Raw genomic sequence first — 13560 nt, 5'->3', positions numbered from 1 at the left:
CGCAAGGGTACCGGCGTCTCGGCCTTCACTGGTAAGCCCCTACCAAATACTCATAAAGTGGTGCAATGCGCAGCGAGGATCTTCTGGCCGCCATCGCGACCGGCACATGGCGGTGGGACGGTGCTTCCCGTGCCGTCGTCCTCGACGCGGAGGCCGCCCGGCTGATCGGGCTGCCCGCCGAGCCCACCACCCTCACCGAGGCCTCCACCCGCGCCCGCTTCCATCCGGTGGACTGGCTGGAGGCCGCGGCCGCGGCGCGGCTGGCCATGACCGAGGACACCCTCGCCGAGACGCGGATCCGGGTCGTGGACAGCGAGGGCACGGTGCTGCGCACCATCCGCAGCCGCAGCCGCCCGGTGCTGATGGACGGAGCGCAGCAGCTGCTGGGCACCTTCCAGGAGGTCATGGAGCCGCAGCCGGGCACCTCGGCCCCGCGGCCGGTCAGCGGTGACTGGCAGCGCAACCGGGAGGCGTTCCTGCTGGACGCGGGCCGGGCGCTGGCGGAGGCCGCCTCCACCAGCGAGGTACTGCGGGTGGCCTCCGGACTGTCGATGCCCGGCTTCGAGCCGTCCAGCATGGCGGTGCTCGGCCTGGAGGGCGACCGAATAACGATCCTGGGGCACTACGGCTACCAGGACGGGGACGACGAACCGTTCCTCCAGCTGCGGGTGGACGGCGACCATCCGCCGGCCGAGGTGATCCGCACCGGCCGGGCGATCTATCTGCCGGCCCCAAAGGAGTACGCCCGCCGCTTTCCGGCCGCCTGGCGGCTGACCGAGCGCTTCCACCGCAGCTCCTGGGCGTTCCTGCCGCTGACCGTCACCGGGCGCACCATCGGCGTGTGGATGGCGGCGTTCAACCATCCGGTGGCCTTCACCCCGGACGAACGCTCGGTGCTCACCACCGTGGCCCGGATGCTCGCCCAGGCGCTCTCCCGCGCCTCGGTGCACGAGACCGAGCGCGCGCTCTCCGACGTGTTGCAGCGCTCGATGCTGCCCGCGGCCAAGCCGGACATCCCCGGGCTCACCGTCGCCGCCCGGTACGTGCCGACCGGCGGCGGGCTCCAGGTCGGCGGCGACTGGTACGACGTGATCGACCTGCCCTCCGGCCGCACCGCGCTGGTCATCGGGGACGTGCAGGGGCACGATGTGCGGGCCGCCGGGCTGATGGGGCAGCTGCGGGTCGCGCTGCGCGCGTACGCCGTGGAGGGCCACCGCCCGGAGGCGGTGCTCTCCCGGGCCTCCCGCTTCCTGGCGAGCCTGTCGGACGGCGCGGGGCCGGGCGGCCGGGGGGACGAGGAGCGGGCCGAGGCCCGCTTCGCGACCTGCCTGTACATCGAGGTCGACCCGGTCTCCGGCACGCTGGACGTGGCCCGGGCCGGGCACGGCGACCCGGCGGTCCGGCTGGCCGACGGCACCTGCCTGATCCGTCCCACGGCCGGCGGCCTGCCGCTGGGCATCGCCCGGGACACCGACTACCCCACGACCCGGATCCAGCTGGAGCCCGGCGAGACGCTGCTGATGTGCACCGACGGGCTGATCGAGACCGGCGGACACGACCTGGACACCGGCTGGGAGCGCCTCCGGGCCGTGCTCGCGGAGCACCGGACCGAGGAGACCGGCCTGGAGTCGCTCGCCGACGCCTTGGTCCAGGCGGTGCACGGGCCCGCCTCGCACCACACCACCGGCCCGCTCGCCGACCGCCGCGAGGACGACATCGCCCTGCTGCTGGTCAGCCGGGACGCCGAGGTGTGCGTGATCGGCCCGGGCGCGGCCCCGGTCCGGCGGGCCGCCATGACGGTCGCCCAGGCCCAGCCAGAGCGGATCGCCGAGTGCCGGCACCAGCTGCGGGCGCTGCTGCACGACTGGGCGGATGCCGAGCAGGTCGAGTCCGCGGTGCTGCTGCTGTCGGAGATGGTCACCAACGTCCTGGTGCACACCGACGGCGACGCGCTGCTGCTGGCGGAGGTCAGCGGCCGGCGGGGCCGGCGGGCGCTGCGGCTGGACGTGGCGGACGGCAGCGACGAGCTGCCGCACCGCCGCCGGCCCGGCGAGCTGGCGTCCTCCGGGCGCGGGCTGTGGCTGATGGAGATGCTGGCCGACGCCTGGGGGGTGGATCCGCGGGGCACCGGGAAGGCCATCTGGTTCCAGATCAACGAGTGCCCTCAGGGGCCGTCGGACCGCTCCGCGTCCGGGCCGGTGCCGGTGCCGGAGCCGGAACCTGGTTCCGCCGGGCCGGTGCCGGGGGCCGACGCCTGGCCGCTGGGCGCGTTCGAGTCCACCCCGCCGCTGGAGTAGTCACCGCCGGAGCGGCCGCCGCCGGCAGGGTCACCGCCGGATCGGTCGCCGCCTGCGTGGCCGCCACCGGGATGGCCGCCGCCCAGGTAGGACGTCGCGCCGGTCGGGGTGTGCGCGTACGAGGCGCGCAGCTCGACGAGGATCCCGGTGGCCGCGGCGGTGAGCGGGACGGCCAGCAGCATGCCCAGGACACCGGCGACCCCGGCGCCCGCCGTGATGGTCACCATCACCACCGCCGGGTGCATCTGCACGGTGCGGCTCTGGATCACCGGTTGCAGCACATGGCCCTCGATGAGCTGCACCGCGAGCACCACGCCCAGCGCCCACAGGGCGATGTCCAGCCCGCCGTCGGCGAGCGCCACCAGCACCGCCACGGCGCCGGACAGGAAGGCGCCCAGATACGGGATGTACGCGCCGACGAAGACCAGAGCGCCGAGCCCCGCCGCCCCGGGCACGCTGAGGATCAGCAGCCCGATGGTGATCAGCGTCGCGTCGATCAGCGCGATGATCGTGGTGCCGCGCATGAACCCCTCGACGGCCGCGAAGGCGCGGCGGCCCATCGCCTCCAGCCGGGGGCCGGTGCCGCGCGGGGCGAGGGCGTGCAGAGTGTCGGCCGCCTTGTGCGCGTCGCGCAGGAAGAAGAAGGTCAGGAAGAGCGCGAGCACCGCGATGCCGATCATCTCGCCGACGACGCTGATCCCGGTCAGCACCCCGGTGGCGGCGGTACCGCCGAACCTGCTGAGCAGCGATTTGGCGTTGCCCGCGAGGTCGTCCAGCGAGGCGCCGGCGACGCCGAAGTGGTCCGCGAGTTTCGTCGCGGCGTCCTTCACCGAGGCGATGATCTGGTCACCGGTGTCGATCAGCGCGCTGACCACGATGTATCCGGCCCCGCCGACCACCGCGACCAGCACCAGGCAGGTCAGCCCGGCGGCCAGCGAGCGGTGCACCCGCAGGCGTACCAGGCGGCGGTGGAGCGGGCCGAGCAGCGCGGTGCCCAGCAGGGCCAGCAGCACCGGGATGACCGCGGTCTTCAGCTGGGAGCACAGCCAGACCACCACCCCGCCGACCCCGGCCACGAGCAGCACCACCACACACCAGGCCGCCGTACGGCGGGCGGGTTCCGGCAGCAGCGGCTCGGGCCGCGACTCGGTCGGCACCGCCCCAGCCCATCACGCGCCGCTCGGCCCCGCCCGCCCGGCGGGCCCGACAGGGTGACACCCCGTCAGGCCACGTCGGGCGCGTGAGGATCGTTTCAGGCCGCGTCGGCCGGGATGGTGCCCAGCCGCCCGGCCTGGAAGTCCTCGAACGCCTGGGCCAGCTCGGCGTGGGTGTTCATCACGAACGGGCCGTAGTGCGTCATCGGCTCCCGGATCGGCCGGCCGCCGAGCAGCACCACCTCGAAGTTCGGGCTGCGCGACTCCTGCTCCCGGTCGGCCCGGATGGTCACCGCGTCTCCCTCGCCGAAGACCACCGTCTGGCCCATCCGGAAGGGCCGGCCCTCCGCGCCCGCGGTGCCGCGACCGGCCAGCGCGTACGCCAGGCCGTTGAAGTCCGCGCGCCAGGGCAGGGTCAGCTCCGCGCCGGGATTGACCGACACATGGAGCATGGTGATCGGCGTGTGGGTGATGCCCGGGCCCTGGTGCCCGTCGATCTCCCCGGCGATCAGGCGCAGCAGCGCGCCGCCGTCGGACGAGGTCAGCAGCTTCACCCGGCCGCCGCCGATGTCCTGGTAGCGGGGCGCCATCATCTTGTCCTTCTTCGGCAGGTTCACCCACAGCTGGAGGCCGTGGAAGAGTCCGCCGCTGACGACCAGCGACTCCGGCGGGGCCTCGATGTGCAGCAGGCCGGAGCCGGCGGTCATCCACTGGGTGTCGCCGTCGTTGATGACACCGCCGCCGCCGTGCGAGTCGCGGTGCACGAAGGTGCCGTCGATCAGATAGGTGACGGTCTCGAAGCCCCGGTGCGGGTGCCAGGGGGTGCCCTTCGGCTCCCCGGGCTGATACTCCACCTCACCCATCTGGTCCATCATGATGAACGGGTCGAGGTGGCTGTAGTCGATACCGGCGAAGGCCCGGCGCACCGGGAATCCCTCGCCCTCGAAGCCGCTGGGCGCGGTGGCGACACCGAGCACCGGGCGCTGCCGGACATCGGCAGCCGCGGCCACGCGCGGCAGGGTCAGTGGGTTGTCGACGGTCACTGCGGGCATGACGGCCTCCTCGGATTGTTCATCATTCAACTTAGTTGAACGGTGAACCACCCGCAAGGGCGCCGCTATTCCCCCACCACGCAGAGCGATCCCCCCGTCACCCCTAGCCGTACATCCGGCGCATCAGGAAGTCGACCATCTGCTCCACGGCCTTGGCGTCGAAGACCATCCGGTGGTCACCCTCGATGTCGAGGACGAAGCCGTATCCGGTGGGCAGCAGGTCGATCACCTCGGCGCCGGTGATGACGAAGTACTTCGACTCCTTGCCGGCGTAGTGCCGCAGCTCCTTGAGCGAGGTGAACATCGGGATGACCGGCTGCTGGGTGTTGTGCAGGGCCAGGAAGCCGGGGTTCTCACCGCGCGGGCAGTAGACCTTCGAGGTCGCGAAGATCTGCTGGAAGTCCTCGGCGGACATCGAGCCGGTGGTGAAGGCGCGGACCGCGTCGGCCAGCGACGGCGGCGACGGCTCGGGGTACAGCGGCTGCTCGGCGTAGCCGCCGGGCGGCATCGGGGTCTGCGGCTGCTGCTGCGGCGGGGGCGGCGGAGCCGCGTACCCCTGCCCCGCGCCCGCGTTCTGGTCGTAGCCGTACATGCCCCGAAGCGTACTGAGTCACAGTTCACCGCTGGAGGGTTGCCCTTTATTACCCACGGGTAGCATCATGGCATTACCGATTGAAATGCCTAAGAGGTCCCAGCCTCTCGAGCCTTTACGGAGCCGTCGCCATGGGGCACTACAAGTCGAATCTCCGCGACATCGAGTTCAACCTCTTCGAGGTGCTCGGGCGCGACAAGGTGTACGGCACCGGTCCGTTCGAGGAGATGGACGTCGAGACCGCGAAGAGCATCCTCGACGAGATCCGCCGTCTCGCCGAGAACGAGCTCGCCGAGTCCTTCGCCGATGCCGACCGCAACCCGCCGGTCTTCGACCCGGAGACCAACACCGCGCCGGTTCCGGCCTCGTTCAAGAAGAGCTACGAGGCCTTCATGGACTCCGAGTACTGGCGCCTGGGCCTGCCCGAGGAGATCGGCGGCACCGTCTCCCCGCGCTCGCTCATCTGGGCCTACGCGGAGCTGCTGCTCGGCTCGAACCCGGCCATCTGGATGTACTCCTCCGGCCCGGCCTTCGCCGGCATCCTCTTCAACGAGGGCAACGAGGCGCAGAAGAAGGTCGCCCAGATCGCCGTCGAGAAGCGCTGGGGCTCCACCATGGTGCTCACCGAGCCCGACGCGGGTTCGGACGTCGGCGCCGGCCGCACCAAGGCCATCCAGCAGGAGGACGGCTCCTGGCACATCGAGGGTGTGAAGCGCTTCATCACCTCCGGTGAGCACGACATGGAGGAGAACATCCTCCACTACGTCCTCGCCCGCCCCGAGGGCGCCGGCCCCGGCACCAAGGGCCTGTCCCTCTTCCTCGTGCCGAAGTACCACTTCGACTGGGAGACCGGCGAGCTGGGCGAGCGCAACGGCGTCTACGCCACCAACGTCGAGCACAAGATGGGCCTCAAGGCGTCCAACACCTGCGAGATGACGTTCGGCGACAAGCACCCCGCCAAGGGCTGGCTGATCGGCGACAAGCACGACGGCATCCGCCAGATGTTCCTCATCATCGAGTTCGCCCGCATGATGGTCGGCACGAAGGCGATCTCCACCCTGTCGACGGGCTACCTGAACGCGCTGGAGTACGCCAAGGAGCGCGTCCAGGGCACCGACCTGGCGAACTTCATGGACAAGACCGCGCCCAAGGTCACCATCACGCACCACCCGGACGTCCGCCGCTCGCTGATGACGCAGAAGGCGTACGCCGAGGGCATGCGCTCCCTGGTCCTCTACACGGCCTCCGTCCAGGACGAGATCGCGATCAAGGAGGCGGCCGGCGAGGACGCCAAGGCCCTGCACGGCCTGAACGACCTGCTGCTGCCGATCGTCAAGGGCTACGGCTCCGAGAAGGGCTACGAGCAGCTCGCCCAGTCGCTGCAGACCTTCGGCGGCTCCGGCTTCCTGCAGGAGTACCCGATCGAGCAGTACATCCGGGACGCCAAGATCGACACCCTCTACGAGGGCACCACCGCCATCCAGGGCCAGGACTTCTTCTTCCGGAAGATCGTCCGCGACCAGGGCCAGGCGCTCACCACCCTCGCCGAGGAGATCAAGAAGTTCCTGGCCGAGGCGCACGGCGGCGAGGAGCTGGCCGACGCCCGCGACGCGCTGGCCCGCGGCGCGGTCGACCTGGAGGCGATCGTCGGCACCATGCTGACCGACCTCGCCGGCACCGAGCAGGACGTCAAGTCCATCTACAAGGTCGGCCTCAACACCACCCGCCTGCTGATGGCCTCCGGTGACGTGGTCGTCGCCTACCTGCTCCTCAAGGGCGCCGCGGTGGCCGCCGCGAAGCTGGCGGACGCCTCCGCCAAGGACAAGGCGTTCTACCAGGGCAAGATCGCGGCGGCGAAGTTCTTCGCCAAGGAGATCCTGCCCCGCGTCTCCGCCGAGCGTGCGCTCGCCGAGGCCGTCGACGGCTCCCTGATGGACCTGGACGAGGCCGCGTTCTGAGACGCGCCGCGCGTAACGCGTAACACCGTCCCCTGAGCCGCCTCGCGCGCGGCGGCCCGGCCACCACCGAGCCGCCGCCGAGGGGCCGGGCGGAAGGATCCGGTCCGGGGTCCAGGCCGCCCGCTCACCGAACCGGGGCCCGCTTCCTTACCCGAAGCGGGCCCCGGCCGCTCTTTATCCTTAAGGTCATGAGCTCTCCGTACCGCTTCGACCGCGGCCACACCGACGACCTGCTCTCCTTCCTCGCCGCCGGCCCCTCGCCGTACCACGCGGTGGCCAACGCCGCCGCCCGCCTGGAGAAAGCCGGATTCCGTCAGGTGGCGGAGACCGATGCCTGGGAGGGCGGGACCGGCGGGCGGTACGTGCTGCGCGGCGGAGCGATCATCGCCTGGTACGTGCCCGAGGGCGCGACCCCGTCCACTCCGTACCGAATTGTCGGGGCTCACACCGACTCTCCCAATCTGCGCGTCAAGCCGATCCCGGACACCGGCTCACACGGCTGGCGCCAGGTCGCCGTCGAGATCTACGGCGGCCCCCTGCTCAACACCTGGCTCGACCGCGATCTGGGCCTGTCCGGCCGGCTCTCGCTGCGTGACGGCGGCGAACGGCTGGTGCACGTGGACCGTCCGCTGCTGCGCGTGCCGCAACTCGCCGTCCACCTCGACCGGTCGGTCAACACCGATGGCCTCAAGCTCGACAAACAGCGCCATATGACGCCCATCTGGGGGCTGGGCAACGACGGCGAGGGCGAGCTGATCCGCTTCCTCGCCGACGAGGCCGGGCTGGACGCCGCGGACGTCACCGGCTGGGACCTGATGGTGCACAGCGTCGAGCCGCCCGCCTACCTCGGCCGGGACCGCGAGCTGGTCGCCGGGCCCCGGATGGACAACCTGCTGTCCGTGCACGCGGCCACCGCCGCGCTCGCCGCCGTCTCGGCCCGCGCCGAGCTGCCCTACATCCCGGTGCTGGCCGCCTTCGATCACGAGGAGAACGGCAGCGAGTCCGACACCGGCGCCCAGGGCCCGCTGCTGGGCACCGTCCTGGAGCGCTCGGTCTACGCCCGCGGCGGCACCTACGAGGACCGGGCCCGCGCCTTCGCCGGCACCGTCTGCCTCTCCTCCGACACCGGCCACGCCGTCCACCCCAACTACCCGGAGCGGCACGAGCCGGGCCACCACCCCAAGCCCAACGGCGGCCCGATCCTCAAGGTCAACGTCAACCAGCGGTACGCCACCGACGGCCGCGGCCGGGCCATCTTCGCCGCCGCCTGCGAGCGCGCCGGCGTGCCGTGGCAGAGCTTCGTCTCCAACAACGCCATGCCGTGCGGCACCACCATCGGCCCGATCACCGCCGCCCGGCACGGCATCACCACGGTCGACATCGGCGTGGCCATCCTGTCCATGCACTCCGCGCGCGAGCTGTGCGGTGCCGAGGACCCGCACCTGCTCGCCACCGCCCTCGCCTCCTTCCTGGAGGGTTGATGTGGAATTCGCACTGCTGGGCCCGGTATCCGTCGCCACCGGGCAAGGGGAGCTGCCGCTGGGCCCGCCCAAGCGGCGCAGCGTCCTGGCGATGCTGCTGCTCCAGCCCAACACCACCGTCTCCGTCGAGCAGCTGACCGCCTCCCTCTGGGAGGACGAACCGCCGGCGCACGCCCGCACCGTCATCCAGGGGCACGTCTCCAAACTGCGCACCGTGCTCGCCGAGGTCGGCGCCGCGCGGTACGGCGTCGAACTGACCACCCACGGCTCGGCGTATCTGCTGCGGCTGCCCGAATCGCTGGTGGACGCGCACCGGTTCAGCGAACTGGTCGCCCTGGCACGCCCCGAGACCGCGGCCGAGGAGGCGGTCGGGCGGTTGCGCGAGGCGCTGGCGCTGTGGCGCGGCCCGGCACTGACCGGCACCGTCTCCACCCAGCCGTTCGCCGCCGCGGCGCACGCGCTGGAGGAGCGACGGCTGGCCGCCGTCACCGCGCTGGCCACGGCCTACGGCACCCTGGGCGAACACGACCGGGCGGCCGCCGCGCTCTCCCCGCAGGTCGTCGCCCACCCGCTGCGCGAGGGGCTGGTGGCGGCGCTGATGCTCGCGCTGTACCGGGCGGGCCGGCAGTCCGACGCGATCGAGTGGTACCACCGCACCCGCCGGACGCTCGCCGACGAACTCGGCGTGGACCCGGGCGAGCGGCTGCGCGAGGCGTACGAGCGGATCCTGTCCGGCGAACGGACCGCGCCGCCGCGCCCCCGGCCGGCGGGTGCCCCCGGCACGACGGGCCCCGGCCCGGCAGCCTCCGGCCCAGCAGGCTCCGGCCTGGCCGGTGCGGGTTCCGGCGCGCGGGGCGCGGCCCCCGGCGCGGGGACGTGGGGCGGTGCGGGAGCCGGTGTGCCTGGCGCCGGTGTGCCTGGCGCCGGCGGCCCCGGTGGGCCCGGCGGTGGGTTCGGCGCGCCGGGCGGCGGGTTCGGGGTGCCGCCCCGCCGGCCTGGCGGCGCGCCGGGACCGTCCGTACCCGCGCCCGCCGAGGGTGGTGCGGGCCTGTCCGCGCCGGTCCCGCCCGGCGGCCCGGTGGACCGCCTGACCCCCGAGCGCGGGGCCGCAGCGGCTGGAGTGGGGGCCGGGGCGCAGATGCTGCCGCGGCCTCCGGCCGGGTTCTTCGGGCGCCAGGGCGAGTTGGAGCAGCTGACCCGGTACGCGCTGCCCGGCGAGGTCACGGACAGCGCCGTCGTCCTCGTCACCGGCCCGGCCGGAGTCGGCAAGACCGCGCTCGCGCTGCGCTGGGCGCACACCCACGCCCGCGCCTTCCCGCACGGCCGGCTCTTCGCCGATCTGCGCGGCTTCAGCGCCGGCCGGGAGACCGAACCGGCCCAGGTGCTGCGGGATTTCCTGCTCGCCCTCGGCGTCGAGGCGGCCCGGATACCGGAGTCGACGGACGCCGCCGCCGCGCTGTACCGGTCGCTGTCGGCGCATCGCGCCCTGCTGGTCGTGCTCGACAACGCCCGCAGCTCCGCACAGGTCCGGCCGCTGCTGCCGGTCGGCCCGCAGTGCGTCACGCTGGTGACGAGCCGCAGCCGGCTGGACGGGCTGGTCGCGACCGACTCGGCCCGCGCGGTGCCGCTGCGCGCGCTGGGCCCCGAGGACGGGGTGGCACTGCTCGGCGCGGCGCTGGGGCCGGACCGGGTCGCCGAAGACCCGGTCGCCGCCCACGAGTTGGTCGGGCTGTGCAACGGCCTGCCGCTGGCGCTGCGGGCAGCCGCCGCTCAGCTCACCGCCCGCCCCCGGTGGCGGCTGGCCCGGCTGGCGGCGGCGCTGCGCGACGAACGCCGCCGGCTCGCGCTGCTGTCCGCGGAGGACACCGGCGTGGCGGCCGCGCTCCGCGCCTCCGTGGCCCGGCTGTCGGCGGACGACGCCCGGCTGCTCGCCACCCTGGGCAGCAGCTTCGCGCGGGAGGTGGATGTCTCCGCGGTCGCGGAGATAGCGGGCTCCGACCCGGAAGTGGCCCGGGACGGCCTGGGCCGACTCGCGGAGATGCATCTGATCGACGAGGAGGCCACCGACCGCTATGTGATGACCGATCTGGTGAAGCTCTTCGCGCAGGACGAGGAGAAGGACGGCCGGGACGGCAAGGGCGGCGCGGGGGCGCCGGGCCGTTAGGGCCTGTTCGATGGCAGCGGGCCGGCGGGGCCGTTGGACCGGGGCCCGGCGGGGGCCGTCAGACAGGCCCGGCGAGGGCCGTCAGACAGGGCCGGCAGGGGCCGTTGGGCGGCGGCCGACACGCCGTTAGGCGGGGGACCGGCGGGGCCGTTAGTGGGACGTTAGCGGGACGGCACCGGCACGGCAGCGGCGGGCGGGAGTCTTGTCGACGTACCGAGGAACACACTCGACTTCCGGGGGGAATCCGCCATGAACGCCGCCGCCGCTCGCCGCTCCCGCGCTCTGTGGTCCGCCGTCGCGCTGTCCGCCGCGACCGCTCTGACGCTCACCGCCTGCGGCTCCGACGCGGACGGGGTGAAGACCTCGGGCAAGGCGACCTCGACCACGTCGCCCGGCAAGCCGGTGGACGGCACCGCGGCCGACTCCGGCGTGAAGAACGGCACCGAGGCCGGCAAGGGCTCCGCCGACACCGGCACCACCGGCGGCACGGGTGGCACCGGCGGCACCGGGGGCGCCAAGGGGAAGCCCTCCACCACGGGTGGCGCCGAGCAGCCCGAGGCCGGCGGCAAGGCGGTGACCTGCACCACGGCCCAGGTGTCGCTGAAGGTCAGCGAGGCCCCGCGGCCGATCAACCACCTGGTTCTCCAGGCCACCAACACCTCGAAGACCAGCTGCAACGCCTACGGCTACCCCTACCTCGGCTTCGACGGCGACCAGGCCACCATGAACGCCTTCCAGGACAGCAAGCCGCAGGCGGTCACCACCCTCGCCCCGGGCGAGACCGCCTACGCGGGCATCGCCTACTTCTCGGCCGACGGCGAGGGCGGCAACCCGCGCAAGGCCACCAAGCTGCGGGTCTCCTTCGCCGGTCCGGAGCAGGGCGGCAGTGTCGGCGGCTCCGCCGAACTGGCCCTGCCGCGCACCCTGACGGTCGACGACTCCGCGAGCGTCACCTACTGGCAGAGCAGCCTGAGCGACGCCCTCACGTACTGATCACCCGTCCATTCCGGCCAGCACCAGCGGCAGGCGGGTGGCGCCGCCCTCGGTGATCCGCACCGGGACCCCCCAGTCCTGCTGGTGGACATGGCAGGCCGGGTACTCGTTGGCCGGGTCGTCGTCGCAGGAGGCGGCCATCGCCGAGACGTGCAGCACGCCCTCGGTCACCCCGTCCGCCAGAACCAGGTCACGGCTGAGGTCGGTGTCCGCGCCGGAGCCCGCCGCGAGCAGTTCGGGCGGGGTGGAGCTGACCAGCAGCCGGGTCGACGGGCCGTACCGGGTGTCGAGCTTCTGGCCCGCGGGCGCCTGGAAGACCACGTCCAGGCGGAGCGTGCCGGGCGCGATCTCGGTGGCCGCGCGCTGGGTGCGGTGCGCGACCGCCTCCACCCGGACCGCCTCCTCGGGCAGCCGCAGCCGGGTCAGCCGGTGCCGGGCGGACTCGACGACCAGGATGTCGCCGTCGACCAGCACCGCGTCCGAGGGCTCCCGCAGGTCCGTGGCGAGCGTGGAGACCGCGTCGCTCGCCGGGTCGTAGCGGCGCAGCGCGTGGTTGTAGGTGTCGCAGACGGCGACGGAGCCGTCGGGCAGGGCGGTGACGCCCAGCGGGTGCTGGAGCAGCGCCTGGTCGGCCGCGCCGTCGCGGTGCCCGAAGTCGAACAGGCCGGTGCCGACCGCCGTGCGGACCGCGAAGCCGCCCGCGTGGTCGGGGTCGCGCTCGACCCACCGCAGCGCCGAGGTCTCGGAGTCGGCGATCCACAGCCGCTCCGCGGTGGCCGCGAGCCCGGAGGGCTGCGCGAACCAGGCCTCCGCGGCGGGCCCGTCCACCAGGCCCTCGTTGGTGGTGCCGGCGGCCGCCTCGACGGTGCCGGACTCGGGGTCGTACGTCCACAGCTGGTGGACGCCCGCCATCGCGATCCACAGCCGGTCCGCGAACCAGGCGATGTCCCACGGCGAGGAGAGCGCCACCTCACGGGCGGGGCCGGAGGTCGGCGAACCCTGCCACCACTGCCGGCCGGTGCCCGCGATCGTCGCCACCTCGCCGGTGGCGGGGTCGAAGGCGCGCAGCGCGTGGTTGACGGTGTCGGCGACGGCCACCCGTCCGTCCGGCAGCAGCGCCAGCCCCTGCGGCTCCTGGAAGCGCGCCCGGTCCGCGGGCCCGTCCACCAGGCCCCGCTCGCCGGTGCCGATCCGGCGCAGCACCGTCTCGCCGTCCGCCGCCAGCTCCACCAGCGCGTGCCGGGTGGTGTCCGTCACGAGGAAGCTCCCCGAGGGCAGCGGCAGCGCCTTGCCCGGGAAGCGCAGGTCGGTGGCGACCGGCTCGGGCGCCACATACGGGCCGTCGCCGCGCCGCAACGTGCCCTTGGCGGCGTGCTCGGCCTCCAGCTCCTCGACCAGGGTGGCGATCGCGTGCGCGTGGCCCTCGCCGGCGTGCTGGGCGACGACATAGCCCTCCGGGTCGATGACGACCAGGGTGGGCCAGGCCCGGACCGCGTAGCTCTTCCAGGTGGCCAGCTCGGGGTCGTCCAGCACCGGGTGGTGCACCTCGTAGCGCTCGACGGCGTCCACCACCGCCTGGTGCTCGGCCTCGTGCACGAACTTCGGCGAGTGCACCCCGATGATCACGACGGTGTCGCGGTGCTTCTCCTCCAGCTCCCGCAACTCGTCCAGGACGTGCAGGCAGTTCACACAGCAGAACGTCCAGAAATCCAGAATGACGATGCGCCCCCGCAGCTCCGCGAGGGTCAGATCCTTGCCGCCGGTGTTCAGCCAGCCGCCCTTGCCGATCAGCTCGGGGGCCCGGACGCGTGCTCGTGATGCTGCCATGTCGACATCAAACAGCACGCGACCGGCCGCGCATTCCCCTGC

General features: G+C 73.2%; 8 protein-coding genes and 1 pseudogene. 5 read left to right on the top strand and 4 right to left on the bottom strand.

The features are described from left to right. Nucleotides 1-65 precede the first annotated feature (65 nt). Nucleotides 66-2297, top strand: coding sequence for an ATP-binding SpoIIE family protein phosphatase (locus tag AC4BDD_RS14985; RefSeq protein WP_490691501.1), 2232 nt, complete (start codon nt 66-68; stop codon nt 2295-2297). Nucleotides 2298-2347: 50 nt separating this feature from the next. On the opposite strand, the pseudogene AC4BDD_RS14980 reads toward AC4BDD_RS14985, so the two are convergent. The 3 genes and pseudogenes from AC4BDD_RS14980 to AC4BDD_RS14970 form a co-directional block, all read right to left on the bottom strand. Further along, nucleotides 2348-3454: pseudogene (locus AC4BDD_RS14980) on the bottom strand (AI-2E family transporter); the annotation flags it as partial. 95 nt (nt 3455-3549) lie between these two features. Further along, entirely contained in the window at nt 3550-4503 is a 954-nt protein-coding gene (locus tag AC4BDD_RS14975) for a pirin family protein (RefSeq protein ID WP_490691500.1), read from the bottom strand. A 103-nt stretch (nt 4504-4606) separates the two neighbouring features. Next, nucleotides 4607-5095 (bottom strand): SseB family protein, encoded by a 489-nt coding sequence (locus AC4BDD_RS14970; protein ID WP_490691499.1) that lies wholly within the window; start codon nt 5093-5095, stop codon nt 4607-4609. A gap of 131 nt (nt 5096-5226) precedes the next feature. On the opposite strand from AC4BDD_RS14970, the gene AC4BDD_RS14965 reads away from it, so the two are divergent. The 4 genes from AC4BDD_RS14965 to AC4BDD_RS14950 all read left to right on the top strand — a co-directional run bounded on the left by AC4BDD_RS14965 (nt 5227) and on the right by AC4BDD_RS14950 (nt 11691). Next, nucleotides 5227-7053 (top strand): acyl-CoA dehydrogenase, encoded by a 1827-nt coding sequence (locus AC4BDD_RS14965; RefSeq protein WP_490691498.1) that lies wholly within the window; start codon nt 5227-5229, stop codon nt 7051-7053. Between the two features lie 188 nt (nt 7054-7241). Further along, complete coding sequence (locus AC4BDD_RS14960; RefSeq protein WP_490691497.1) at nt 7242-8534, top strand: M18 family aminopeptidase; 1293 nt, start codon at nt 7242-7244, stop codon at nt 8532-8534. Between the two features lies 1 nt (nt 8535). Further along, nucleotides 8536-10698, top strand: coding sequence for an AfsR/SARP family transcriptional regulator (locus AC4BDD_RS14955; protein ID WP_490691496.1), 2163 nt, complete (start codon nt 8536-8538; stop codon nt 10696-10698). Nucleotides 10699-10947: 249 nt separating this feature from the next. Further along, nucleotides 10948-11691, top strand: a complete 744-nt coding sequence (locus tag AC4BDD_RS14950) for a DUF4232 domain-containing protein (RefSeq protein ID WP_490691495.1) — start codon at nt 10948-10950, stop codon at nt 11689-11691. Here the strand turns inward: AC4BDD_RS14950 and AC4BDD_RS14945 are convergent, their stop codons facing one another. After that, a complete protein-coding gene (locus tag AC4BDD_RS14945; protein WP_490691494.1) occupies nt 11692-13518 on the bottom strand; it encodes an NHL domain-containing thioredoxin family protein in 1827 nt (608 codons plus the stop codon). Nucleotides 13519-13560: the final 42 nt, after the last annotated feature.

Source organism: Streptomyces sp. JLBT605, from assembly GCF_058215555.1.
Note: the sequence above shows the minus strand (reverse complement) of the source record. Positions and strands in the feature narration are given on the sequence as shown.

Bases quoted from the DNA above. Each gene is read 5' to 3' on its own strand.
- AC4BDD_RS14970 (WP_490691499.1), bottom strand. From the start codon at position 5,095: ATGTACGGCTACGACCAGAACGCGGGCGCGGGGCAGGGGTACGCGGCT.
- AC4BDD_RS14985 (WP_490691501.1), top strand. From the start codon at position 66: ATGCGCAGCGAGGATCTTCTGGCCGCCATCGCGACCGGCACATGGCGG.
- AC4BDD_RS14965 (WP_490691498.1), top strand. From the start codon at position 5,227: ATGGGGCACTACAAGTCGAATCTCCGCGACATCGAGTTCAACCTCTTC.
- AC4BDD_RS14975 (WP_490691500.1), bottom strand. From the start codon at position 4,503: ATGCCCGCAGTGACCGTCGACAACCCACTGACCCTGCCGCGCGTGGCC.
- AC4BDD_RS14950 (WP_490691495.1), top strand. From the start codon at position 10,948: ATGAACGCCGCCGCCGCTCGCCGCTCCCGCGCTCTGTGGTCCGCCGTC.
- AC4BDD_RS14960 (WP_490691497.1), top strand. From the start codon at position 7,242: ATGAGCTCTCCGTACCGCTTCGACCGCGGCCACACCGACGACCTGCTC.
- AC4BDD_RS14945 (WP_490691494.1), bottom strand. From the start codon at position 13,518: ATGGCAGCATCACGAGCACGCGTCCGGGCCCCCGAGCTGATCGGCAAG.